The following is a 23,801-nucleotide window of genomic DNA, read 5'->3' on the forward strand; positions in this document are numbered from 1 at the left end:
AGTCGGTGAAGTCCTCGTCACGCCACAGCCCGTCCAGGCGGTCTCTCACCCACATCGCCGCCGTACCATCCGGGTTGCTCGCCCGCGCCCGGCCCCGGGCGGGCGGGAGGGCGGTCGTTACGCCGTCGCCGCCGCCGCGTCGGCCGTGCGGGCCTTCAGGGCGCGTTCCACGCCCGAGCGGGACTCCGACACCAGGCGGCGCAGGGCCGCGCCCGGCTCCGCCGAGGCGAACCAGGCGTCCGTGGCGTCCAGGGTGGCCTGCGAGACCTGGAGGGCCGGGTAGAGGCCGATCGCGACCTGCTGGGCCATCTCGTGGCTGCGCGAGTCCCAGACGTCCTTGACCGCGGCGAAGAACTTCTCCGCGTACGGGGCCAGCAGTTCGCGCTGGTCGGTCTGGACGAAGCCGGTGATGACCGCCTCCTGGAGGGAGTTCGGCAGCTTGTCGGACTCGACGACCGAGGCCCACGCCTCCGCCTTCGCCTCCTCGGTGGGGCGGGCCGCGCGGGCGGTCGCCGCGTGGCGCTCGCCCGCCGCCGTCCTGTCACGCTCGTACTCGGCGGCGATCTCGTCCTCTTCGAGGAGACCGGTCGCGGCGAGCCGCTCGACGAACGCCCAGCGCAGCTCGGTGTCGACGGCCAGGCCCTCGATCGTCTCCCGGCCGTCGAGCAGCGACTGGAGCAGGTCCGTCTGCTGCGGGGTGCGGGCCGTCGCCGCGAAGGCGCGGGCCCAGGCCAGCTGGTGGTCGCTGCCCGGCTCCGCCGCGCGCAGGTGCGCGAGCGTGGCCTCGGTCCACCGGGTCAGCCCGGCCTCGCGCCACTCCGGCGCCGCGTACAGGTCCACCGCCAGCTTCACCTGGCGGTGCAGCGACTGGACGACGCCGATGTCCGACTCCTTGCCGATGCCGGAGAGCACCAGGGCCAGGTAGTCGCGGGTGGCCAGCTCGCCGTCGCGGGTCATGTCCCAGGCGGAGGCCCAGCACAGGGCGCGGGGGAGGGACTCGGCGAAGTCGCCTAGGTGCTCGGTGACGACCCGCAGCGACTCCTCGTCGAGCCGGACCTTCGCGTACGAGAGGTCGTCGTCGTTGAGCAGGATCACCGCGGGGCGGGCGGTACCGGCCGGGAACGGCACGGTCGTGCGCGCGCCGTCGACGTCCAGCTCGATCCGGTCCGTACGGACCAGCTTGCCGGAGCCGTCGAGTCCGTAGCAGCCGATGGCGATGCGGTGCGGCCGCAGCGTCGGCTCGCCCTTGGCGCCGGCCGGGAGGGCCGGGGCCTCCTGGAGCACGGTGAACGACGTGACGTGGCCGTTCTCGTCCGTGGTGATCTCCGGGCGCAGGATGTTGATGCCCGCCGTCTCCAGCCACGCCTTCGACCAGGTCTTCAGGTCGCGGCCGGAGGTCTCCTCCAGCGCGCCCAGCAGGTCGGACAGCCGGGTGTTGCCGAACGCGTGCGCCTTGAAGTACGCCTGGACGCCCTTGAAGAACTCGTCCATGCCGACGTACGCCACCAGCTGCTTCAGGACCGAGGCGCCCTTGGCATAGGTGATCCCGTCGAAGTTGACCAGCACGTCGTCCAGGTCACGGATGTCCGCCATGATCGGGTGCGTGGAGGGCAGCTGGTCCTGGCGGTACGCCCATGTCTTCATGGAGTTGGCGAACGTGGTCCAGGAATGCGGCCACTTCGACCCCTCGGCGTACGCCTGGCAGGCGATCGAGGTGTACGTGGCGAACGACTCGTTCAGCCAGAGGTCGTTCCACCACTCCATGGTGACCAGGTCGCCGAACCACATGTGGGCCAGCTCGTGGAGGATGGTCTCGGCGCGCGTCTCGTACGCGGCGTCCGTGACCTTCGAACGGAACACGTACTGGTCGCGGATGGTGACCGCGCCCGCGTTCTCCATCGCGCCCGCGTTGAACTCCGGGACGAAGAGCTGGTCGTACTTGGCGAACGGGTAGTCGTAGTCGAACTTCTCCTGGAACCAGTCGAAGCCCTGCCGGGTGACGTCGAAGATCGCGTCGGCGTCGAGGAACTCGGCCAGCGACGGACGGCAGTAGATGCCGAGCGGGACGGACCGGCCGTCCTTCTCGTAGCTGCTGTGCACCGAGTGGTACGGGCCGACGATCAGGGCCGTGATGTACGACGAGATGCGCGGCGTCGGCTCGAAGGACCAGACGTTGTCCTTCGGCTCGGGCGTCGGAGAGTTCGAGATGACCGTCCAGCCCTCCGGAGCCGTCACGGTGAACCGGAACGTCGCCTTCAGGTCCGGCTGCTCGAAGCTCGCGAAGACCCGGCGGGCGTCCGGCACCTCGAACTGGGTGTAGAGGTACGCCTGCTGGTCGACCGGGTCGACGAAGCGGTGCAGGCCCTCGCCCGTGTTGGTGTACGCGCAGTCGGCGACGACCTTCAGCTCGTTGGAGCCCGCGACCAGGTGCGGCAGCGCGATGCGCGAGTCGCGGAACACGGCCGCGACGTCCAGCGACCTGCCGTTCAGCTCGACCTCGTGCACGGCCGGGGCGACCAGGTCGATGAAGGTCTCCGCACCGGCTTCGGCGGAGTCGAAGCGCACGGTGGTCACGGACCGGTAGGTGCCGCCCTCCTGCGCTCCGGAGAGGTCGAGATCGATCTCGTACGCGTCCACGGTCAGCAGGCGCGCCCGCTCCTGTGCCTCTTCGCGGGTCAGATTCGTGCCAGGCACGCGGTCATCTCCTTGGTATGTGACGTTTCCGGTCATCCTTCCACGTCGGGCGCCGAAGCGGAGTGGCCACGGGTGAGCCACTGCGGTAGCATCGATGGTATGAAGATTAGTGTGAGCCTGCCGCAGGAGGATGTCGCCTTCGTCGACGAGTACGCCACGAAGACCGAGGCGGACTCCCGGTCCGCGGTGATACACGCCGCGATCGAGCTGTTGCGTGCCTCGAATCTGGAGGCCGACTACGAGGCGGCGTTCGCGGAATGGGACGCCGGCGAGGACGCCGCGTTCTGGGACAAGTTCTCGGGGGATGGGCTGACCGATGAGGCGCGGTGACATCTACCTGGTCGAGTACGAGCCGGTGCGGGGCAGTGAGGCGAACAAAGCCCGTCCGTCGGTGATTGTCTCGAACGACGGGGCCAACGCTGTCGTCTCCAGGACGGGGCGCGGTGTGATCACCGTGGTGCCGCTGACGTCGAACACATCGCGTGTCTATCCCTTCCAGGTGCTGCTTCCCGCGGCGGAGTGCGGCCTGTCGAAGGACTCCAAGGTGCAGTGCGAGCAGGTGCGTGCGATGGCTCAGGAGCGGTTCCTCCGACATGTCGGCGCCGTCCCCCGCCAGCGCATGGCCGAGATCGACGCCGCCCTGCGACGCCACCTCGTCCTCTGACGGATATCGGACGCATGCGAAAGGGCGGCCACCGGGACTGCCCGGTGACCGCCCTTTCCCGTGTCCGTCCGGCGTCAGCCGTTCAGCTCCGCCGCGACCAGCTCCGCGATCTGCACCGCGTTCAGCGCCGCGCCCTTGCGCAGGTTGTCGCTGGAGACGAAGAGCGCGAGGCCGTTCTCCACGGTCTCGTCGACCCGGATCCGGCCGACGAAGGAGGCGTCCTGGCCGGCCGCCTGGAGCGGGGTGGGGATCTCGGAGATCTCGACGCCCGGCGCGTCCTTCAGCAGCTCGTACGCGCGCTCCACACTGATCGGGCGGGCGAAACGGGCGTTGACCTGGAGCGAGTGACCGGAGAAGACCGGGACCCGGACACAGGTGCCGGACACCTTCAGCTCCGGGATCTCCAGGATCTTGCGGGACTCGTTGCGGAGCTTCTGCTCCTCGTCGGTCTCGAAGGAGCCGTCGTCCACGATCGAACCGGCCAGCGGCAGCACGTTGAAGGCGATCGGGCGCTTGTAGACGTTCGGCTCGGGGAACTCGACGGCCCCGCCGTCGTGGGTGAGCCGGTCGGCCTCGGCGACGACCTTGGACGCCTGGCCGTGCAGCTCGGCGACGCCGGCCAGACCGGAGCCGGAGACCGCCTGGTAGGTGGCGACGGTCAGCGTCTGCAGACCGGCCTCGTCGTGCAGCGGGCGCAGCACGGGCATGGCGGCCATCGTGGTGCAGTTCGGGTTGGCGATGATGCCCTTGGGCCGGTCGGCGATCGCGTGCGGGTTGACCTCGGAGACGACGAGGGGGACCTCGGGGTCCTTGCGCCAGGCGGAGGAGTTGTCGATCACGACGGCACCCTGTGAGGCGACCTTCTCGGCGAGCGCCCTCGACGTGGCGCCACCGGCCGAGAACAGCACGATGTCCAGCCCGGTGTAGTCGGCCGTCGAGGCGTCCTCGACGGTGATCTCCCGGCCTTCCCACTCGATCGTCGAGCCCGCGGAACGCGCCGAGGCGAACAGCCGCAGTTCGTCGGCCGGGAACTTCCGCTCGGCCAGGATGCTGCGCATGACTGTGCCGACCTGACCGGTGGCGCCGACGATTCCGACCTTCACGGGGACTCCTTCGAACGTACGAACTGAGACGGTTGCCGCTCCATGATGCGTATGTCCACGGCTTTCTTGTCCAATCCATTGTCCGGGGTACGGACAGTGCCCGCGCGGCCGGGCACACGGCAGTGGGGCGGGAGCTCTGCCGAGCGCCCGCCCCACCGTCGTGCCTGTTGTACGGATCACACGGTGACCGTTACTTCGTGACCTTCTCGATCACGACGCTGCCGGTGCCGGCCGGGGATCCCTTGCCGTTCACCAGGTGGACCTCGCCGAAGAACTGCCGGCCCTCGGGGGCCGCGGCGGCGACCGAGACCTCGGCACCGATCTGCGCCGAGGCGCCGTTGGCCAGGTTCACGGCCTTCGACTCGTCGACCTTGATCGTGCCGAGCGACGGCGTGTAGTACACGTCGCGGTAGTCGTACGTGGTGGTGCCGGCCGGGACGTCGTAGCCGTCGATCACGACGGTGTACGTGCCGGCGGCCGGCTTCGCCAGACTGACGGCCTCCTCGGAGCCCGCCGTGGTGGACTTGCCGACCTCGGTGTCGCCCCGGTAGACGTACAGGTCCAGGTCCGCGTTGGCGTCCGCCGTGCCGCCGATGTTGACGTCCAGCTTCTCGACGCCCTCACCGATGGTGACCGTGAACTCCTGCTGGTCGCCCGTCTTGATCGACGGCTTGTCGACCTTGGCCGAGCCCAGTGAGCCGCCCTTGAGCGCGCCCGCCAGGGGGCCCGCGTTGTTGGTGACCTTCCAGTTCACCGCGGCCGGGGTGCCGATCTTCGCCTCGGCGATGGTCTGCACCGCCGGGTCGAAGGTGGCGCCGAGCAGCGAGACATCCAGCTTGTACGGGTTGTCCAGCAGCGGCGACGTGCGCCGTGCCTCGACCTCGATCTCCCAGACGCCCGGCTGCGGGTCCTTGTAGGAGCGCACGTCCGGACGGCAGGTGTTGGCCGGGTTCTCGTAGTTCGGGTAGCAGAACGGCGTTCCGCTGTCCTCCATCTGCACCCCGTACGGGTGGAGGGAGATGAAGCGGGTCTGGCTGCCCGAGCGCAGCGCGCTCATCGCGACCTCAAGGGTCTTGGCGCCCTCCGGCACGGTCACGAAGTACGACGTGGTGCTGTTGCGCTGCACCGAGCCGGACGCCTTGAACGCGTAACCGGGCTTCACCAGCTTCGTGGAGACGACCACCGTGGTGAGGATCTGCTGGTCCACCCCGGCGGTCCTGCTGTCGTCCACCTTCAGGATCGCGCTGTGCACGCCCGCGCTGCCCGGCTTCGCCTGGACCTTGACGGTGACCGGCTTGCCCAGCGGCAGCGAGACGGTGCTCGGACCGGTCAGCTTGAAGGTGCCGTCGTTGTTCTTCCACGACAGCTTGTGCTTGACGGCCTTGTCCGGACCCGTGGTGCGGGTGATCGTGACGTCGTACGACTTCTTCTGGCCGGCCTTCAGGCCGCCCTCGCGGTCGTACAGGCCGGTACCGAAGCCGGGGGTCTTCAGCGCGAAGTCGATCGCGGTGTCGACCGGGGCCTTCACCGAGTACTCGTGCGCCGGGGTGCCCTGCTTCTCGATCTGCTTCCAGGCGCCGACGATGTCGATCAGACCGGAGCCCTGGGCGTGCGCGGGCACACCCTTGATGTGGGTGGCGGTGCTGGTCAGCGCGGAGCGCAGGTCGGCCGGGGGCAGCTCGATGTGCTTCTGCTTCGCGGCGGACAGCAGCAGCGCGGTGGCGCCCGCGGCCTGCGGCGAGGCCATCGAGGTGCCCTGCAGCATGGAGTAGCCGGCCGGGAGCGAGTAGCCCGACTCCTTGACCGGGCCGCCGGGCAGCCAGGTCTGGGTGGTGTTGATGGACGCGCCCGGAGCGGTCAGGATCGGCGCGAAGCCGCCGTCCTCACGCGGACCGCGCGAGGAGAAGGGCAGCATGTCGTACTTCTTGGTGACGTTGGAGCCGTAGTTGGCGGCCCAGGTCTCCTTGGAGATCGACGCGCCGACGGAGATCACGTGGTCGGCGAGGCCGGGGTCACCGATGGTGTTGACGCCCGGACCGTCGTTGCCGGCCGAGATGACCAGCTGGACGCCGTAGATGTCGACGAGCCGCTTGTAGAGCTCGGCGCGGGCGTTGTTGCCGTCGTTGAGCGGCGGCAGGCCGCCGATCGACATGTTGACGACATCGACACCGCGGTTCACGACGAGGTCGATCATGCCCTCGGTCAGCGCGATGTTGGTGCAGCCGCCGTCCCAGGTGCAGGCACGCGAGGAGACGATCTTCGCGCCCGGCGCGGCACCGTTCATCTTGCCGCCGAACAGGCCGTTCGCGGCGGTGATGCCCGCGACGTGGGTGCCGTGCTCGCTCTCGATGACACCGATGCTGACGAAGTCGGACGTGTCGCCGGCCGCGTTGTAGACGACGTCCTTGCGGGTCTCGACGACGAACGGGATGCGCTCGACGACATCGGTCCGCGGGTCGTCCTTGCCGAAGTAGGAGACCTGGTGCTTCTCCTTGTACGGCTTGAGCACCGCGTCGTCGGAGAAGTCCGCGTTGCTGTTCAGGTCGACGCGGGTGGTGCCGGTGACCGGGTCGTAGAGCACCGCCCACACGTCGGTGGTGTCGCCGTCGCGGTTCAGGTCGCCCGCCATGTCGCCGCCCTTGGTGGCGGACTCGGCGAACAGCTTGATCCGGTAGTCGCCCTCGGGCGCCTTGTACGTGCTGCCCTTGTACGTGAACGTCGGGCCGGACACGGCGTCCGTCATCCGCAGCCAGGTGCCGTCGTCGTCGCTGACCGGGTCGGTCGCGGTCACCCAGTCGACGATCTTGCGGGCACCGGTGGTGGTCTTCTGCAGCGCCGGGTGGCCGAGGTCGACACCCGAGTCGAGAACACCGATGGTCACCCCGCGGCCGTCGGCCTTCGGGTGCTGCTGGACGAAGTCGACCGCGCCCGTCTCGAAGGACGGGTTGTACGGGTTCTTCGCCGGGGTCTTCTTGCCGGGCGCCGGGTAGGAACCGGTCGACCTGGTGCTGACCTTGGCGCCGGTCGCCCGGTCCGCGGTCGGCGTCGGGTCGTCCAGCTTGATCTCCTGCTTGAGATCGATGCCGTGGACGGACGGCAGCTTCGCGGCCGCCTTGATGGTCGCGTCGGCGGTCGCGGTGGGCACGGTGGCCCGTACGTAGCCGAGCTTGTCGTAGGCGCGTCCCAGCACGGAGCCCTTGACGGCGTCCAGCTGCTTGGCGACCTGCTCGGTCGCACCGGGAGCGGTGGCGACCATCATCGTGACGTTCTTCTGGCCCTTGGCCTTGGCCTTGGCCAGCAGCTGCTCGTCGTTGGTGCCGAGCTTGTTCGCCGTGGCGTCCTCGGCGGCGGCCGACTTGACGGGTGCGGTGTCGGGGGCGTCGGCGGCGAAGACGGGGGCGACGCCGGTGGCGGCCAGTGCGGCCACCAGACCGGCGGCAGCCGCGACTCGGGCCGCGCGTCTCGCCCCGGGTATGGAACTGGGGGACTCGGTGGTCATCAGCATCCCTGGATATGAAAGAGAGAGTCCGGAATTCGGTACCGGATGACCGCTCACCCTTTCGTAAATGACAGGGGTTTGTGGAGAGTTGGAGGGGGCGAGATGAGGACATGGCAGAATCCCGCCACCGGTACTGATGCGCCATCAGGGATGAAGTGGTGGATAAGTGGCGCCTGTGACCCGCTCCGCCGTTCTCCGCGGTCCCGCTTTCGCGGTTCCGTCTTGATGGTTCCGTCCCGGTGGTTCCGTCCGGACGGGGCAGGATCACCACGGGGCGCGGCTCAACGCGGCAGGACCATCACCTGCGCGGCCGGTTCGCGGTCGGCCGCCGCCATCAGCGCCGTACGCACCACGACCGCCTGCTGCTCGCCCGCGTCGCGGAGCTTCCTCGGCGTGAGGTGGACGACGGTGATGCCCAGCCGCTCCAGGTGCTCCCGCCGGGCGGCGCACGCGGACCACCGGGCCTCGTGCTCCTCCCGGTACCGGCCGTTCCCGGGCCCGCCGCGCCGCGGCGCCCTGGTGTCCAGCTCCACGGCGACCGCCTGCTCGGGCCAGTAGGCGTCCACCCCGCCGAGCAGGGGGCCGCCGGGCAGCCGCAGCTCCACGTTCCACAACGGCTCCGGCAGGTCGTACGTCCGCACCAGGTCGTAGAGCCGGCCCTCCGCCAGCGCCCGGCCCTCGGCGAGGAAGGAGTCGACGGCCGCCACCACCTGGGGCCGTCCCAGCAGCTTGGCGCGGCTCAACTCGCGGACCACGACGGCCGGTTCGCAGTGCCCGCCGCGCACCGCCTCGATGAGCAGCCCGCGTACGGCCAGGGGATCCCCGAGTCCGGCGATCGCATCCGCGAGCGCCCGTTCCGCCGGGGCCACGGGCAAGCCGCGCAGCTGCTCGGCGCGGGGCGTTCCGGCGGAGCGCACCAGGCGCACGTACCCGACCGAGCGCAGCCGCCGGGTGCGCGGCACCAGTACGTCGACGGCGTCCGCCGGTGCGGGCGGCGGGGCGGTGGTGAACCCGTGCAGGGCGAGCGCGGCGAGCCCGGTGATCATGGCCTCGCCGTACCCGGACTCCGGGTCCGCCTCCGGGCCCGGTTGCGCCGGTACGCTCCGGCGGCCGGAGGCCGGTGGCCGGCCGGCGTACAGCAGGGCGGCGCGCAGCCGTTCCTCGCCGGTGGGCGGTTCCGGGTGCAGTACGTACACGCCGGGCAACGGCTGCTGCCACGGTCCGTCGCCCCCGCAGCGCGCGGCGGCCTCCGCGACGGACACGCCACGCGTCTTCAACTGCGCTGCGGACAGCACGCGTTGCCGGAGATCGGCGGTGATGCGGGGGTGGCAGGGGGAGGCGGCGGAGGGTGGGGTGTTCTTGGTCATGTTCCGGGGTATCCCGCACGGCGTGGCGGCGCTAACCCCTGTTACACGCTCGTCGACAATTCAGGACAACGCCGTCCTAAAGTACGCGCGTTCGACGACCGAAAAGGCCCGGCCCGCCCCCTTCCGACAGCCGCGCGGGCCAGGGGCGGGGGCAGGGGCCGGGGCAGGACCGGGACACGCCTGCCCCGCCCCACCCGCCCCGCATCCTCAGATCCCGGCCGCCGCCCCGGCCTCCGCCGCACCCGCGTCGCACACCTGCGCCCGCAGCGCCCGAGCCAGGTCGTCCCGGGCCTCAACCACCAGCCTGCGCAGCGCCGGCGCCGCGTCTGCGTGGGCGGACAGCCATCCGTCCGTCGCGGCCAGCGTCGCCGGGTCGTCCTGAAGCGCCGGGAACAGGCCCTTGACCACGATCACCCCGATCTGGATGGACCGCTCGGCCCAGACCCGCTCGATCGCGTCGAAGTACTTGCCTGTGTACGGCGCCAGCAGCTCCCGCTGCGACGACTGCGTGAAGCCCGCGATCGTCGCCTCGACCAGCGCGTTGGACAGCGCGTCCGACTCCACGACGCCCGCCCACGCCTGCGCCTTGACCGCGGCGGAGGGCCGCGAGGCCAGGCACCGCACCTGGTGCCGCTTGCCGGACGCCGTGTCGTCGCGGGCCAGTTCGGCGTCGATGGCCGACTCGTCGGCCACCCCGTGCGCGGCCAGCGGGGACAGGAACGCCCACCGCAGCTCCTGGTCGACGTCGAGCCCGTCGATCCGGGCCGAGCCGTCCAGCAGCCCCGACAGCAGCCGGAAGTCCGCCTCCGAGTCGGCGACCGACGCGAAGAACCGCGCCCACGCCAACTGGTGCTCGCTGCCCGGCGCGGCGACCCGCAGCTCCCGCAGCGCGCCCTCGGCCAGCGCCCGGCCGCCCTCCTCGCGCCACCCGGGCGTCGCGTACTGCGTGAGCGCGGTCCGGGTCCAGGCGTGCAGCATCTGGAGCACACCGATGTCGGACTCCCGTCCGGCGAAGGCCAGCACCAGCGAGACGAAGTCGCGGGCCGGCATCAGCCCGTCCCGGGTCATGTTCCACAGCGCGGACCAGCACAGCGCCCGTGCCAGGGGGTCGGTCATGTCGCCGAGGTGCGCCCGCAGCGTGGCCAGCGACACCTCGTCGAAGCGGACCTTGCAGTACGTGAGGTCGTCGTCGTTGACCAGGATCAGCTCGGGCCGCTCGGCCCCCGCCAGCTCCCCGACCACCGTGCGCGGCCCGGCCACGTCGACCTCGGCGCGGGCGTACCGCACCAGGTCGCCGTCGGCGGCCCGCCGGTACAGGCCGACCGCGACCCGGTGCGGCCGCAGCTCCGGGTGCGACTCGGCCGCCTCCTGGAGGACCGCCAGCTCCGTGATCCGGTCCGCCGCGTCGTACGTCACCACCGGGGTCAGCGAGTTGACGCCCGCGGTCTGCAGCCACGACCGCGACCAGGCGGCCATGTCCCGCCCCGAGGTCTCGGTCAGCACCGACAGCAGATCGCCCAGCTGTGTGTTGCCGTAGGCGTGCTTCTTGAAGTAGCGCCGCGCGCCCTCCAGGAACGCCTCCCGCCCCACGTACGCCACCAGCTGCTTCAGCACCGAGGCGCCCTTGGCGTACGTGATGCCGTCGAAGTTCAGCTTGGCGTCCTCCAGGTCACGGATGTCGGCCGTGATCGGGTGGGTGGACGGCAGCTGGTCGGCGCGGTACGCCCAGGACTTGCGGTTGTTGGCGAAGGTGACCCAGCCGTCCTCGAAACGGGTCGACTCGACCATCGTGAAGGCGCCCATGAAGTCGGCGAACGACTCCTTCAGCCACAGGTCGTCCCACCACTGCATGGTGACGAGGTCCCCGAACCACATGTGGGCCATCTCGTGCAGGATGACGTTGGCCCGGCTCTCGTACGCAGCCTGCGTCACCTTGCCGCGGAAGATGTACTCCTCGCGGAACGTGACACAGCCCGGGTTCTCCATCGCGCCGAGGTTGTACTCGGGCACGAACGCCTGGTCGTACTTCCCGAACGGGTACGGGTAGTCGAAGTTGTCGTGGAAGAAGTCCAGGCCCTGCTTGGTGATCAGGAAGACGTCGTCCGCGTCGAAGTGCCGGGCGAGGCCCTTGCGGCACATCGCGCCGAGCGGGATCTCCAGCGTCGTGCCGTCCTCGAAGGTGCGGCTGTAGGAGTCCGTCACGTAGTGGTACGGACCGGCGACGACCGCCGTGATGTACGTGGAGATCGGCTTCGTCTCGGCGAACCGCCGGACCTCGCCGTCCTGGGACTCCTCGGCCCCGTTGCTCCAGACCGTCCAGCTCTCGGGCGCCGTCACCTGGAAGCGGAAGGGGGCCTTCAGATCGGGCTGCTCGAAGTTCGCGAAGACGCGACGCGAGTCGGCCGGCTCGTACTGCGTGTAGAGGTAGACCTCGCCGTCCTCGGGGTCCACGAACCGGTGCATGCCCTCGCCGGTCCGGCTGTACGCGCACTGCGCGTCGACCACCAGGACGTTCTCGCCCTCCGGCAGCTCGTCCAGCGCCACCCGGGTGCCGTCGAAGACGGTGGCGGGGTCGAGCGGCCGCCCGTTCAGCGTCACCGCGTTCACGGCCGGCGCCACCAGATCCGCGAAGGTCGACGCCCCCGCCCGCGCGTTGCGGAAGCGGATCGTGGTCACCGAGCGGAAGGTCCGCGGACCGGAGGCGGCGTCCCCGTCCCCGTCGGGCCCGCCGACGGCGGAACGCAGATCGAGATCGACCTCGTAGCCGTCGACGCTGAGCAGCTCGGCCCGCTCGCGGGCCTCGTCGCGGGACAGGTTCTCACCGGGCACGGGCACACTCCTTTGTGTCACGTTCGAATACTTTGATCCTCCCATGCCGCCACCCGGCCCGGCATGCGGGAATGGCGGGCGCCTCCGGGAACGTTCTGCGCACAGACGCGATGGCCCTTACGAGGAGAGACGATGCCCGACAACAGCACGGCGACGACCGGGAAGACCCCTGTCGATTTCTGGTTCGACCCGCTCTGCCCCTGGGCCTGGATGACCTCCCGCTGGATGCTGGAGGTGGAGAAGGTCCGTGACGTCGAGGTGCGCTGGCACGTGATGAGCCTGTCCGTCCTCAACGAGGACAGGCTCGACGAGCTGCCGGAGGAGTACCGGGAGCTGCTGGAGAAGGGCTGGGGCCCGGTGCGCGTCGTCGTCGCCGCCCAGCAGAAGCACGGCGACGAGGTCGTCGGCCCGCTCTACACCGCGCTCGGCACCCGCTTCCACAACCAGGGCGAGGGCGCCACCCGCGAGGCGGTCGTGGCCGCGCTCCAGGACGTCGGCCTGCCGGCCGAGCTGGCGGACTTCGCGGACTCGGACGTGTACGACGCCGAGCTGCGCGCCTCCCACAAGGAGGGCATCGACAAGGTCGGCCAGGACGTCGGCACCCCGGTCATCGCCGTCCCGGGCGCGGACGGCGAGCAGATCGCCTTCTTCGGCCCGGTCGTCACCCCCGCCCCGAAGGGCGAGGACGCGGCGAAGCTGTGGGACGGCACGCTGCTGGTGGCGTCGATCCCCGGCTTCTACGAGATCAAGCGGACCCGGACCCAGGGGCCGATCTTCGACTGACCTGTACGGGGCGCTGCGGGGCCGGGCGGCCGTCCGGCCCCGCACCGTGCTCGTCCATTGCTCCCGCGGCCCGGCGCCCGGCCGCGGCCAGGGCCAGGGAGACCGCGATCGAGGCCGCCGCCATCACGGCCATCGCCGTCGCGGGGGAGGTCCACTGGGCGACGGTGCCCGCCAGCGCCGCCGCGACGCCCTGCATGGTGAGCATCCCGGAGGAATGTAGGCCGAGCGCCTGGCCGGTGAACTCGTCCGGGACCAGGGCCATCAGCCGCTCCTGGAACAGCAGACTCGCCGCGAACCCGACCGAGGCGAGTGCCACCAGGGCGAGCGCCGCCGGGAGCGCCGGGCGGGTGGCGAAGAGCAGATACGGGGCGGCCAGGAGCAGTTGCAGGGGAGTGGCCAGCCGTCCCCGCCACCGCCGAGCGAAGAACCGGCCCGCCATGGTGTCCCCGATGAGCATCCCCAGCGCGGCGAAGGCGAAGAGGAGCCCGGCGTGCTCGGGGGCGTACGGGACGAAGAGCGACTCACAGCCGACGATCAGCCCGTTGGGCACCCAGAGCGCGAGATAGACCCTGCGGCGCGGGCCCGAGGACCACAGCAGGGCGTTGACCCGCCAGGTCTCGGCGGCCGACGGCCGCCCGGCGGCGCGTGGCGCCCTGCGCGCCAGCCCGAACCGGGCGACGGCCGCACCCGTCAGATACAGGGCGGCGGCGACCAGCAGCGTGCCGCGCGCGGAGAGCGTCGTCACCAGCAGCCCGCCGAGCGCGAACCCGCCGATCTGCATCAGTCCGGAGCACATGTTCAGCACGGAACGCCCCAGCAGATAACCGTCCTTGGGCAGCACCTCGGTGAGCAGCCCGTACCGCACCCCGCCGCCCACGGCCGCGACCACCCCCTGGGCCAGGATGATCGCGAAGACCACCGGCAGCGGCAGCCCGGGCACGGCGAGAACGGCGGTGGCCACCCCGAAGGCGAGCGCCAGACCGGTCGTCGCCGCCCGGGGCGGCAGCCGGTCCGCCGCCGACATCAGCAGGGTCGCCCCGATCATCTGGGCGAGCGAGGAACCGAACATGGACAGGGCGGCGAGCAGCGGCGAGTCGGTCGCGGCGTAGACGAGGGTGCCGAGAGCCAGCCCGCTCGTCGTCGACGCGGCGGTCTGGACGGCACTGGTCGCGAAGAGCGGTCCGAACTGCGGCGTACGGAAGAGTTCCCGGTAGGTGCGCATCCGGGGAGTCTCGGCGGTGGTCCGGGACGGGCGTTACAGTTTCGCGCGGAGGCGAAACGTCATGGGTATGTGGCAGATCGACACGGACACGCTCGCGGGGAGCCGGTTCGTCGTCTCACCCCTCGCCGAGACCGTCTCCGCCCTGAACTCCCTGGAGCGGGGCCGGCCCGACCACCCCGGCGAACGGGCCTGGCTCGACGCCCACCTGCCCGCCTACCGCGCCCGGCAGGCCGCCGACCCGGTGGCGGCCCGTCTCGTGCCGGCGGGGCTCGGCGGCGGCTGGAGCGCGGACTTCCTCACCCCCACGCCGACGGGCGAGGGCGCCCCGACCTTCGAGGAGGAGCTGGCCCCCGTTTGGGCGACCACCCCCGAGCGCGCGCGGGCGGACCTGACGGTGGCGCTCGGCGGCGGCCCCCTCCCGTCGCTCCTGGACCGCGACGACCTGGCCCGGCGGGCCGCCGACGTCCTGCACTGGGTCTGGCTGCACACCGTCCTGCCGGACTGGCCGCGCCGCCGCCGGATCATCGAGGCGGACATCGTCGCGCGGACCGGCCAGTTGAGCCAGGGCGGCTGGGCGGCCGCCCTGGGCGGTCTGTGCCCGGGGATGCGGTGGCTGGGCGGGAGCCGGCTCCGGATCAACGCGCACGACTATCCCCCGAAGCAACTCTCCGGCGTACGCCTGCTGTTCGTCCCGGTCACCCAGCGCTCGGGCTGGGCCTCCTGGGACGACGCGGCCGAGCGTTACGCGCTCGTCTACCCCTGCTCCGGCACCCTGGCCGACGCGGGCCGGGCCCGGGTCCCGGACAGCCTGTCCCGCCTCCTCGGCCCGGGGCGGGCGTCGGTCCTGGTCCTCCTCGCCGGCCCGAAGAGCACCACCCAACTGACCGCCCTGACCGGCCAGGCCCTCGGCTCGGTCGGCCGCCACCTCAAGATCCTCCTGGATGCGGGCCTGGCGGACCGCCGCCGAGCCGGCCGCTCCGTCCTGTACTTCCGCACGGAGGCGGGGGACGTGCTGGTGGGGGCGCGGCGGGGTGGGTGAGGGGCTTGCAGGGCCGAACCTTTCCGTGGCCTGGCCGGCCCTGCCACCGTTCTCGGCTGCCCGCGGCGTATCGCCACGCAGGCGACGGCCTAAAGCATCTCGGACAGGGCGGTCGCGATCCAGAAAAGCCCGACCAGAGCGGTGCCTCCCCCTACCAGACGAAACGTCCCAGGTGTAGCGCTTCCCATGACGAGGTAGCGGGAATTGTGGGAAAAGAGTCGATCTGCGAGGTTCCACAGGTTCGCCGAGAGGCAGACCCCGTAGCCCGCAATGATCACTCCGACCGTGATGGCAAGCATGGGCCGCTCCTCCTGCGCTCGTGCGTTCAACGGATGGTTGCCCGGCACCGATGATATTCGCTTGCCGATCGCCCGAATCAACTCGGAAAGAATGATGCGTGCTGCTGTACGAAACTCCGTAAATGGAGCGATAGGCCGCACTCGTTCTTCCGGACTGGAAGCCAACGCCCTACGTCGGTGTGGGGCTGCTCAAGTTCGGCATGGCGCACGAGGAAATACGCGACGCGCGAGGAAATACCTGAAACGCTTCAGGGTGAAGGGGGCGAAATCGACGACAGGTTTTCCCGGTCCTACGATCTCGGAGTGGCCGCGTACTACGGGTCTCAAAGAACGCTTGCCTGCGTATCGATTCACTACGAGGAATTCGGTCTGCTGATTCGTGGTGAGCAGGTAGGCGACTACTACCGAAGCACGCCCGTACTTCTCGGCCGCGAATAGGAAGAGGGTTTCGACGACGTCACCACAACCCGGATTCCGGCATCCGAATGGAGGTGCCAGTCCGGCCGCTGAGCAATTGTCGCGTGCGTGGTGGTGCTCATCCGCCGCTGCTCAACTGCCGTCGCGGCGCCACGGGCCGTCCGGGCCCGGCCGTGTCCAGCAGCGCGGTCACCGGTGACATCGGCTCCCACTCGGGAGCGTGCCCGGTCAGGCGCTCGGCGACGCGGGCCCAGGCCGCCCCGTCCGTGCCGAGCCGGGAGCGTACGAGCTCCGCGAGGCCGGCCCGGGCGGCGGCGGCCTCGGGCGGGGCGTCGGTGCGGCGGGCGGTTCCGCTCAGGTAGGCGAGGATCCCGGCGGCCGGGGCCGCCGACCGCAGCAGGTCCGTGCCGCTAAGCAGGCCCGCCGCGAGCAGGCCGTCCAACTGGGTGGCCGGCGCGCAGTGGAACAGGCCGCCGAGCCCGTACCGGGCCCGCACCCGGGTCAGCCGTACGCTCCCGGACAGGCCGTCGGGGCCCGGCTCGGGCAGCAGCGCCGCGTGCCGCAGCCGGACCTCCTCCGGCACGTCGTCGAGGCGGACCACGTCGGACCAGTACGGGAACGGGTCCTCGGCGTGGACGGCTTCGAGAGCCGCCCAGTCCACGGCCTCGCCCGGCGGGAGGGACTCGAAGATCTGACGGGCGTGCGCGGCGTGCCGGGCGCGCCGCAGCTTCGCGACGAGCTTCCCCGGTGCCAGCTCACGGTCGAGCCGGGCACGGAGCACGGCGGCGGGGTCGGTGGCGGCCAGCGCCTTCGCGCACACGGTGGTCGCGGTCCGCCCCAGCAGGTCCGCGCCCGCGACGCGGGCCAGCCGGTCGGCGCCACCGCGCTCGAACAGCCGCAGACAGCCCAGGAGCTGATGGCCGAGGTCGAGCCGCGTCCCTTCTTTGGCGAGCAGTTCCTCGACGAGGTCGGGTTCGGAGGAGCAGAGCCACATCGGGCCCCCGGCCGGGTGGGCGGAACCACGGGCGTGCCATTCGGCCAGCACCCGGCCGCCCAGTGACATCGTCCCCGCGCCGGGCCGTGAACGGGTCACGATCCGGTGGACGGTGCGCCGGGGGCTTCCCTGTCGCAGCAGAGCGAGGTCCACGTCGGGATCGTCGAGGTCGACGAGGCGCTCCACCGATCCGCTCTTCTTCATCCAGCGGGCCTGCTCGGCGAGGACGCGCAACGCGTCGCGGTCGCGTCCGGCGAGCAGCCGGTCGAGGACCCGGTGCGGCGTGCGGTCGTACCGCAGCAGGTACGCGGCCAGGAGCCAGGGCCCGTCGGGGCCGAGCCGGGGCAGCACGGCGTCGACGACCTCGGCGTCCGCCAGGCAGAGCAGGGTGCCCTCCGGCCACGTCCACAGGTGGTTGCCGCGCTCCAGGAGCTTGATCGCCTCGTCGGGTGTGCCCGGTCCGGGCTTCGGCACGAGTGGTCCGCCGCCCCTCGCCGGGACGGCTCCGTCCGACCGCGACTGCGCACGCCGCAGCAGCTCCGCCCAGGTCAGCCCCTCCGAGGCGGCCTCGGACGCCGCCACCGTCGCGGCCAGGCGCAGCCACGCGTCGGGGTCGGTGCCGAGCTCGGCGCGCAGCCGCCGGGAGAGCGCGTACCGCCAGGCCTCCGCGAAGGCCAGCCGCCGCCAGTCGTGGGGCAGCGCGAGCAGCCGGTGCGCCGGCAGCAGGGTGAGCAGTTCGTCCGCGGGCAACACGCCCTGGCGGTAGGCGTGTTCGGTGAGCTGGGCGCCCGATCCGTGCGTCGCCGGGAGCTCGGCGCGTATCTCGGGGAGGCCGGGTGCGGCGTACGCGAAGCCGTCCTCGGACGCGGGGATGCCCTCGGCGGCACAGGCGTCGGCGAACCAGTCCGGAGTGGCGAGGCCGGGTGCGTCGCTCCAGTCGTACACGGTCAGCGCGCGCAGGAGGTCGGGAGAGGCGGGCCGCGGCGCATCGGCGGGGCCGAGGGAGTACAGCAGGTCGAGGGCGGCCAGGGCGTGGACCCGGTCGCGCCGGTTCAAGCGCGGCGGGGGCGGCGGCATCGCGGCCGGTGGCCCGGGTTCGTCGGCCACTGTCGTCGTCGCGGCCTCGCCCGCCTCGGCGATCAACTCCGCGACGGTGCCGTGATGTTCGGGCAGCAGGGTGTCGAGCGCCGCCCAGGTGTGCGGCCGTTCGCCCAGGTGGGCGGCGGCCAGTGCCCGGAGTTCGGTGGCGGTCGTGTCGCCGAGCAGGTTCCGTTCGGCGAGCCGGCCGAGCGCGGCCACGGCGTGGACGGCGGGCCGCGCGGTGCGGACCAGCTCGATGGGGTCGAGGAGGCCGGCACCCACCATGCCCTCCGCCCAGCGGGTCGCGCTGTCGTCGAGAACCTCCCCGGCCAGGCGTCGCGCGGGCGGGGTGCTGTTGCCCGCGCGGCGTCCGCCGGCCCGCCACGGCTCGTTGAGGACGCTCAGCCGGAACGCCAGGCGCTGAGCGTCGTCCGCCGCCTCGTGACGGGCCAGCTCCTCGCAGGCCTTGGGCATGAACGGGGTCGCGGCATGGGCCGCGGCCAGGGCGTCGAGATCGTGCGCGTACGGCTCGGCCAGCAGATCGCGCAGGGTACTGGTGCCGCGCGCGGTGGCCAGCAGCGCGGGCAGCCGGGCGGGGTCCTCGTACGGCTCGCACTGCGCGCGCAGCCGGCGCCGGGCGTCGCCGCCCGTATCGGACAGGGCCTCGGTCACCGTGGTCACGACGGCCCGGCTCAGCCAGGGGGCGGCGGCGGGGTCGTCGAGCAGTGCGCGTACGGCGGCCGGGCCGCTGCGCTCCCAGATCCGCAACAGCGCGTACTGCTGCGCGGCCTGGCGGAATCCGACCCGCAGCGCGAGACCCACGAGCTGCGGGTCGCCGGAGCCGAGCAGCGGCGCCAGCCAGGAGTGCGGCACATCGCCCTGCGGTGCCGTCAGCTCGGCGAGCAGCGCGCCGTCGAGGGGAACGGTGCCGGTCCGCCGCGCGATGGCGCGGCGCAGGGACGCGGTGGTGCGCGGGTTGCGGTAGACGGCGGCCGAGACCCGGGCGTCGCCGATCGCGGCCAGCCGGGCGAGCACCCGGGTGTCGAGCCGGGGATGGCGGGCCAGCGCGGCACGGGAACGGCTGTCGCCGTGGCCGAGTACGGCGGCGACGAGGGCGGGCGCGGGCGGTGCCCCACCGGCGAGCAGGTCCGCCGTCACCCGCTCGGGCAGGGAGGCCAGCGCGGCGGCGGCGTCACACGGCTCGGCGTGCTCCAGGAGCAGGCCCAGCGTGGCGTGGACGCTACGGGGCGCGGGCGCACGGAGCGTGTTGCCGGCCCCCTGGGGCGTCGGCCGCTCGGCGAGCAGCGCGGGCAGGTCGCCCCGGTACTTGGGGAGCGCGTCGTACAGGCCGCGCCACCGGCCCACGTCGGAGCCGAGGTGAAGCCCGGCCAACTTCCGCAGCGCTCCCGCCGCTTGGCCGTCGACCCCACCGGAAGCGGCGACCTTCGCCGCCACCGTACGCGCGGGCCGCCCCCGCTCCACCGCCCGCAGATCGGCGCCCTCTTCCTCCGGGCCCGCCCCGTCCGCACCCCGAGCGGCGTCGAGAATGCCGCGCAACACCCGCCCCGCCGCCCCCACCTGCGTCTCTGACATGACCGCCATGCTAGGTCGTGCCCCGAGCCGCACAGCGGCCTCCCGCCGACCGCAACCCACAACCGCGCGCAGGCGGTCCCCATCGCCGGGGAAGGGCCGGCCGTATCGCGCGGGGACGGCTCAGGTGGGGAATTCGCCGAGCCAGCTGTGCTGGAGGAGATGCTTGGGCAGATACTCGGACTCGACGTCGATGGGGAGTTCCCCGTCGTACGCGAGGCAGGCGATGGCCAGGGGCCCGAGTGCGACGCTGCCCTTGATGTCGATGGTCCGTTCCTCGTTCAGGGTCCAGTACGCCTGGTGCAGTTTCAGGGCTTCGACAAGCGCGGGGCTGAATCCCTGAGTGTCCCTCGTGACGAAGTGGTAGAAGAGGTTGATCGGCGGATACAGCTGCCCCTGGAGCAGGTCGAGCGGAGTGACCCGTGTGACTGAAGGGTCCGACATCTGGAGCGCGGCAGTGAGCTTCTCCACCAGTCCTGGCCGCCGCAGCCAGTAGGTCTGAAGCGCGTCGACCCAGTGGTAGATGTACTCGTCGTACGCCCCTTCCGGAGCGCGCAGCCGTTCCAGCGGAATCTCGCACAACTGCGTCATCCGCTGCTGCTCACGACAGATGACGGCAAGCCAGAACGCCGTCAGCCAGTTGCCCGCGTCCGCGGACGACCGCGGACCTGCGGCTGCCTGGAGGGTCCGCACCTTCCGGTTGATGCGGCATTCGACGGTTCCTTCGTCCACCCCTGTCACGGCGAACAGCGCCGAACTCAGCTGCATGGCATTGACCGTGGCCTCCCACGTCTCCACCGCCGCCGCTCGCGGGTCGACGACGCAATGGGCACGCAGGGACAGGACAGCTGTGCCGAGTACGGAGTCGATCGCTTCCGTCGAATTTTCGAGACGATCGACGCTCTTGAACAGGTACCTGTCCGTCCGCTCCGCGAACCGCTCGGCATCGGGGCCGTCAGGCATGTTGTGTCGGGCAAAGGACACGGTCACGGAAGGGTCTCCTTGCTGATGTCGAACCGTCTGTAGTGATAGCCATTGTATGTTCCGGTATTTTTCGTACCTTTGACGACAACATACTCTAGTTTGCGATGTTCGATTGCCTTTTCCAGGGCTTCTACGGTCTCGTATTCTCCCCGCTCTTTCATTTTCTCGATAATGTCAAGGAAGTACTCGCGGCTTCCCTGGGAGACCTGCTTACCGTTGGGCAGGGTCCTTCTTCCGAGCTCCGTCGTCGTACTGCTCTTCGCCTCGATGACAACGACGTGCCCGTCTTCGTGTGTCCATACTTGGTCGAACTGATCGTTCCCGCTCCTCGGGCCGAGAAGTTCTTCCTTCTGGAACCCCGGGTGCTGCTCGGCCATGTAATGGTGCTCGGCTACCTTCTCCCCGAATTCCTCGGCGGCGTTTCCCATCTGGGTGTGGGATTCTTTGTATGTTCCTTTTGCTTCCCCCCAGAGCCCTGCTGATTCGAACGTGCCCTGAGCTTCGTGGGCCCTGGCCGCTTCTGCCTTCCAATCCGTTACCAGGTTGTCCCACTGGATGGCGAAGTGGCGCTTCTGTGCGGCATCTTCCAGGATTTTTGATCTGGAACTGCTTTTGACCGTGTCTGCTGTCACGGAAATATAGCCTTCGTCCAGGTAGTGAGGGGTAGGAGGAGAAGGGACGTCCTTGGCGCGAATCCATGGGCTGTTTTCCGAAAGGCGGGTGAGCTGAGGCGGAGCGAACCCGCTCGCGTCGTGCCGCTCCACTCTGATGCGTGTTCCGTCTCTCCTGTAGTAGCGATCGAAGTAACCCGGCTCTTCGTTGGCGCGGTGGACCTGGATTTCCTCGATCTGCTCCCGGGTGAGCGATCCACGCGGGCCGTAGGGGTCGGCGCCGTCGCGCATGAAGCCGGGGCGTGGCACGGGCCGGCGCTGCGCCGGGATCGCGCTGTCGCCGATGTGAGTGCCGCGGCCGCCGGTGCCCGGAGGGCCGGGGTGGCCGGAACCGCCGGTGGACAGGTCGTGGCCAGTGGCGGGGCCAGCGCCCGGCGGCCCGGCGTGGTCGGCAGGCCCGTTGCCGCCTGATCTACCGCTGGGGGCGTTGTTGTCCAGATGGTTGCTGGGTGTGTTGTCACCGACGCCGCCGCCAGGGGCGTGGTGGGGGCCGCTGTCCGGCAAGTGGTTGCCCGCGCTTTCGCCCGGGGAGTTGCTTCCGGGCCGGCCGACGTTCTCCAGGTCGTTGCCGAGTCGGGCGACGTGGTCGCCTGCGCCGGTCAGGGCCGGTTCGCGTATCGGTTCCGGGGTTTGTGTGTGGGGGGCTTGGTCGGCGAGCTGGGCGAGGGTGCCGTCCTCGTTGTAGAGGTTGCCCTGGCGGTCGAGGTAGGGGGCGCCTTCGTCGAAGGGGGATCTGACGGTGCCTTCGGGGAGTGCTACGGCTCCGTCGGGGAGTTTGACGGTGCCATTGGGGAGGGTGGTCGCGCCTTCAGGAATGGTGGCGCTTTCGGGGAGGTGGAGGGTGCCGTCGGGGAGTCTGAGGGGTCCTTCGGGGAGCGTGATGACGTGGTCGGGGAGGGGCGGGAATTCGACGCGGCCCATGCCCTTCAGCCCGGCCATCACGTCGCTGATCTTCGACAGTCCGGCGCCGGCGCCCTTGAAGACGTAGGTCATGGGGTCCACGGCGCGGGCGGTCTTGCTGGTGAGTGAGAGGGCCTTGGCGGCCAGGCCGGCTTTGCCCGCGCCTGCTGCGGCGCCGCCGGAGCCGCCGGTGAAGACGGTGGTCAGGACGTTGAAGGTGACCGCTCCGGCGGCGCGGGAGGGGTTGCTGCCCCACTGGTCCCAGGCCACCAGTGCCTTGCCGGTCTCCTTCACCGCGGTCTGGGAGTCGCGTATCCAGGCGGAGTGGTCGCCGGGCAGGGCGTGCAGGACGAGCATCGCGGCGGGGGAGAGCCCGGTGGCGAGTTTGGCCAGACCGGTCCATGCCTCCTTCGCGGCGTCCCCGCCCTCGAATCCGGCCAGGGTGCCCAGGCCCTTGAGGGTGCCCCAGACCCCGTCGACGAGGAAGCCCTTGCCGAAGTCGTAGGCGTGCTCCCACACCTGCCACCAGGGCGTCGACTCCTCGACCGCCTCACCCCAGGGCAGGCTCTTCGCCTGCTTGAGGGCCTCCGCGTCGTACCCGTACACGCCCTTCTTCTTGCCGGAGCCGTCATCGATCTTCAGCGCCTTGCCGCCGACCAGGGCGACGATCTTGGCGTGACAGGCCCGCTCCACCTCCTGGAAGGCGGCCCAGACCTCGGCTATCTCACTGCGGCGGCGGTTGTTCTCCTCGACCAGGTCGCCGTCCTCGCGCCACTTGTCGTCGCCGTCGGCCTTCACCCGGAAGGCGACCGCGTCCCGCTTCAGCTCCTTCAGCTTCTCCACCAGCGGAAACGCATCGTCCGAGTACGTGCCCAGCGCCCCGGCGATGACACGCAGATCCGAACTCAGGACCTGCCCGGTCGCCGCCACCGGGGCGGTCGTCGCGAACAACTGCTCCGCCTCGGGCGCCTTGTAGAAGGCACTCAGCCCGCCGAAGCTGCGGTGCACATCACCGGCAGCCGTCGCGATCGTCGCACCATGGCCCGACAGCGCCGTCACCTTGGTGTCGAGCAGCGCCAGGTCACCGGTGAAGACCGGTATCCCCACCGGGTCCACCGGTTCGCCACCGCTCACCGGTGCCCCTGCATGCCCTTGAGAACGTCCAGATGTACGGCCTTCGCCGCGTCCTGCGCGTGCTTGGCCGTCTCCAGATCACCCTCGCAGTACGCGTTGGTGGCCTCGACCGCCCCCAGCACGGACGCCTCGATCCGCTCGGCCGCCGCCTTGAGGTCCTTCTTGCGCTCACCCAGATACTCACCCAGCGCCGCGGCCACCGGCCCCATCGCCGTACGCGACAACGGCGCCTGCCCCGGAGCCACCGGCCCCTGAAGATGCGTGACCGCCTGCGGGCCCGGCACCGCCGTACCCGCCGCCTGAGCCGCCTCCGACACCGTCGCCATCAACGCCGTCAGAGCCTTCTCCAGATCACCGGCGTGCGTACCGACCACCTTCAACTGCCCCTGCACACCCTGCGGCCTGATATCCCACCCCACCATGACGAGCCCCCTCGTGCCGGTTGCCCTCAGTGCCAGGAACGTCCGAGAGTCTGAACAACCGTTCGTGCGTACTTCTCTATCAACTCGCGCATCGCTGATGCAATCAGCAA

At 70.8% G+C, this 23,801-nt stretch carries 15 protein-coding genes; 4 read left to right on the plus strand and 11 right to left on the minus strand.

The window, feature by feature from the left end:
• Positions 1-117: 117 nt before the first annotated feature.
• On the minus strand, positions 118-2,694 hold the full coding sequence (gene pepN, locus ABZ622_RS14690; protein WP_360542992.1) for an aminopeptidase N: 2,577 nt from the start codon (positions 2,692-2,694) through the stop codon (positions 118-120).
• A 99-nt stretch (positions 2,695-2,793) separates the two neighbouring features.
• Between pepN (ABZ622_RS14690) and ABZ622_RS14695 the strand changes: the two genes are divergently transcribed.
• Together ABZ622_RS14695 and ABZ622_RS14700 are read left to right on the plus strand one after the other, a co-directional pair.
• A complete protein-coding gene (locus ABZ622_RS14695; RefSeq protein ID WP_360542994.1) occupies positions 2,794-3,024 on the plus strand; it encodes a ribbon-helix-helix protein, CopG family in 231 nt (76 codons plus the stop codon).
• Positions 3,011-3,358: a type II toxin-antitoxin system PemK/MazF family toxin gene (locus ABZ622_RS14700; protein WP_360542996.1), complete on the plus strand. Its 348-nt coding sequence runs from the start codon at positions 3,011-3,013 to the stop codon at positions 3,356-3,358. Before ABZ622_RS14695 ends, ABZ622_RS14700 begins: the two co-directional genes overlap by 14 nt.
• A gap of 74 nt (positions 3,359-3,432) precedes the next feature.
• Here ABZ622_RS14700 and ABZ622_RS14705 read toward each other — a convergent pair whose 3' ends face one another.
• The 4 genes from ABZ622_RS14705 to pepN (ABZ622_RS14720) all read right to left on the minus strand — a co-directional run bounded on the left by ABZ622_RS14705 (position 3,433) and on the right by pepN (ABZ622_RS14720) (position 12,156).
• Positions 3,433-4,461, minus strand: a complete 1,029-nt coding sequence (locus ABZ622_RS14705) for an aspartate-semialdehyde dehydrogenase (RefSeq protein ID WP_360542998.1) — start codon at positions 4,459-4,461, stop codon at positions 3,433-3,435.
• A 190-nt stretch (positions 4,462-4,651) separates the two neighbouring features.
• Positions 4,652-7,966, minus strand: coding sequence for a S8 family serine peptidase (locus tag ABZ622_RS14710; protein ID WP_360543000.1), 3,315 nt, complete (start codon positions 7,964-7,966; stop codon positions 4,652-4,654).
• 275 nt (positions 7,967-8,241) lie between these two features.
• The gene (locus ABZ622_RS14715; protein WP_360543002.1) at positions 8,242-9,327 is read right to left on the minus strand and encodes a hypothetical protein; all 1,086 of its coding nucleotides are present in this window, start codon (positions 9,325-9,327) and stop codon (positions 8,242-8,244) included.
• Between the two features lie 207 nt (positions 9,328-9,534).
• On the minus strand, positions 9,535-12,156 hold the full coding sequence (gene pepN / locus ABZ622_RS14720) for an aminopeptidase N (RefSeq protein ID WP_360543004.1): 2,622 nt from the start codon (positions 12,154-12,156) through the stop codon (positions 9,535-9,537).
• Between the two features lie 132 nt (positions 12,157-12,288).
• Here pepN (ABZ622_RS14720) and ABZ622_RS14725 point away from each other — a divergent pair, with 132 nt between their 5' ends.
• Positions 12,289-12,939, plus strand: a complete 651-nt coding sequence (locus ABZ622_RS14725; RefSeq protein WP_360543006.1) for a DsbA family protein — start codon at positions 12,289-12,291, stop codon at positions 12,937-12,939.
• Here ABZ622_RS14725 and ABZ622_RS14730 read toward each other — a convergent pair.
• Positions 12,902-14,161 carry an MFS transporter gene (locus ABZ622_RS14730; RefSeq protein WP_360543008.1) on the minus strand — a complete coding sequence of 420 codons (1,260 nt, stop codon included), beginning with the start codon at positions 14,159-14,161 and terminating at the stop codon, positions 12,902-12,904. The genes ABZ622_RS14725 and ABZ622_RS14730 overlap by 38 nt on opposite strands.
• Positions 14,162-14,222: 61 nt before the next feature.
• On the opposite strand from ABZ622_RS14730, the gene ABZ622_RS14735 reads away from it, so the two are divergent.
• Entirely contained in the window at positions 14,223-15,200 is a 978-nt protein-coding gene (locus ABZ622_RS14735) for a winged helix-turn-helix domain-containing protein (protein WP_360543010.1), read from the plus strand.
• An 89-nt stretch (positions 15,201-15,289) separates the two neighbouring features.
• Here the strand turns inward: ABZ622_RS14735 and ABZ622_RS14740 are convergent, their stop codons facing one another.
• The 5 genes from ABZ622_RS14740 to ABZ622_RS14760 form a co-directional block, all read right to left on the minus strand.
• The gene (locus ABZ622_RS14740) at positions 15,290-15,499 is read right to left on the minus strand and encodes a hypothetical protein (protein WP_360543012.1); all 210 of its coding nucleotides are present in this window, start codon (positions 15,497-15,499) and stop codon (positions 15,290-15,292) included.
• Positions 15,500-16,034: 535 nt separating this feature from the next.
• On the minus strand, positions 16,035-19,583 hold the full coding sequence (locus ABZ622_RS14745; protein ID WP_360543014.1) for a hypothetical protein: 3,549 nt from the start codon (positions 19,581-19,583) through the stop codon (positions 16,035-16,037).
• A 120-nt stretch (positions 19,584-19,703) separates the two neighbouring features.
• Positions 19,704-20,570, minus strand: coding sequence for an immunity 49 family protein (locus ABZ622_RS14750; RefSeq protein ID WP_360543016.1), 867 nt, complete (start codon positions 20,568-20,570; stop codon positions 19,704-19,706).
• The gene (locus tag ABZ622_RS14755; protein ID WP_360543018.1) at positions 20,567-23,269 is read right to left on the minus strand and encodes a hypothetical protein; all 2,703 of its coding nucleotides are present in this window, start codon (positions 23,267-23,269) and stop codon (positions 20,567-20,569) included. The genes ABZ622_RS14750 and ABZ622_RS14755 overlap by 4 nt, the downstream gene beginning before the upstream one ends.
• Positions 23,266-23,691, minus strand: coding sequence for a DUF6507 family protein (locus ABZ622_RS14760; RefSeq protein ID WP_360543020.1), 426 nt, complete (start codon positions 23,689-23,691; stop codon positions 23,266-23,268). Before ABZ622_RS14760 ends, ABZ622_RS14755 begins: the two co-directional genes overlap by 4 nt.
• Positions 23,692-23,801: the final 110 nt, after the last annotated feature.

This window comes from Streptomyces sp. NPDC007164 (assembly GCF_040634135.1).
In the GTDB taxonomy this organism is placed as follows: Bacteria; Actinomycetota; Actinomycetes; order Streptomycetales; family Streptomycetaceae; genus Streptomyces; species Streptomyces sanglieri.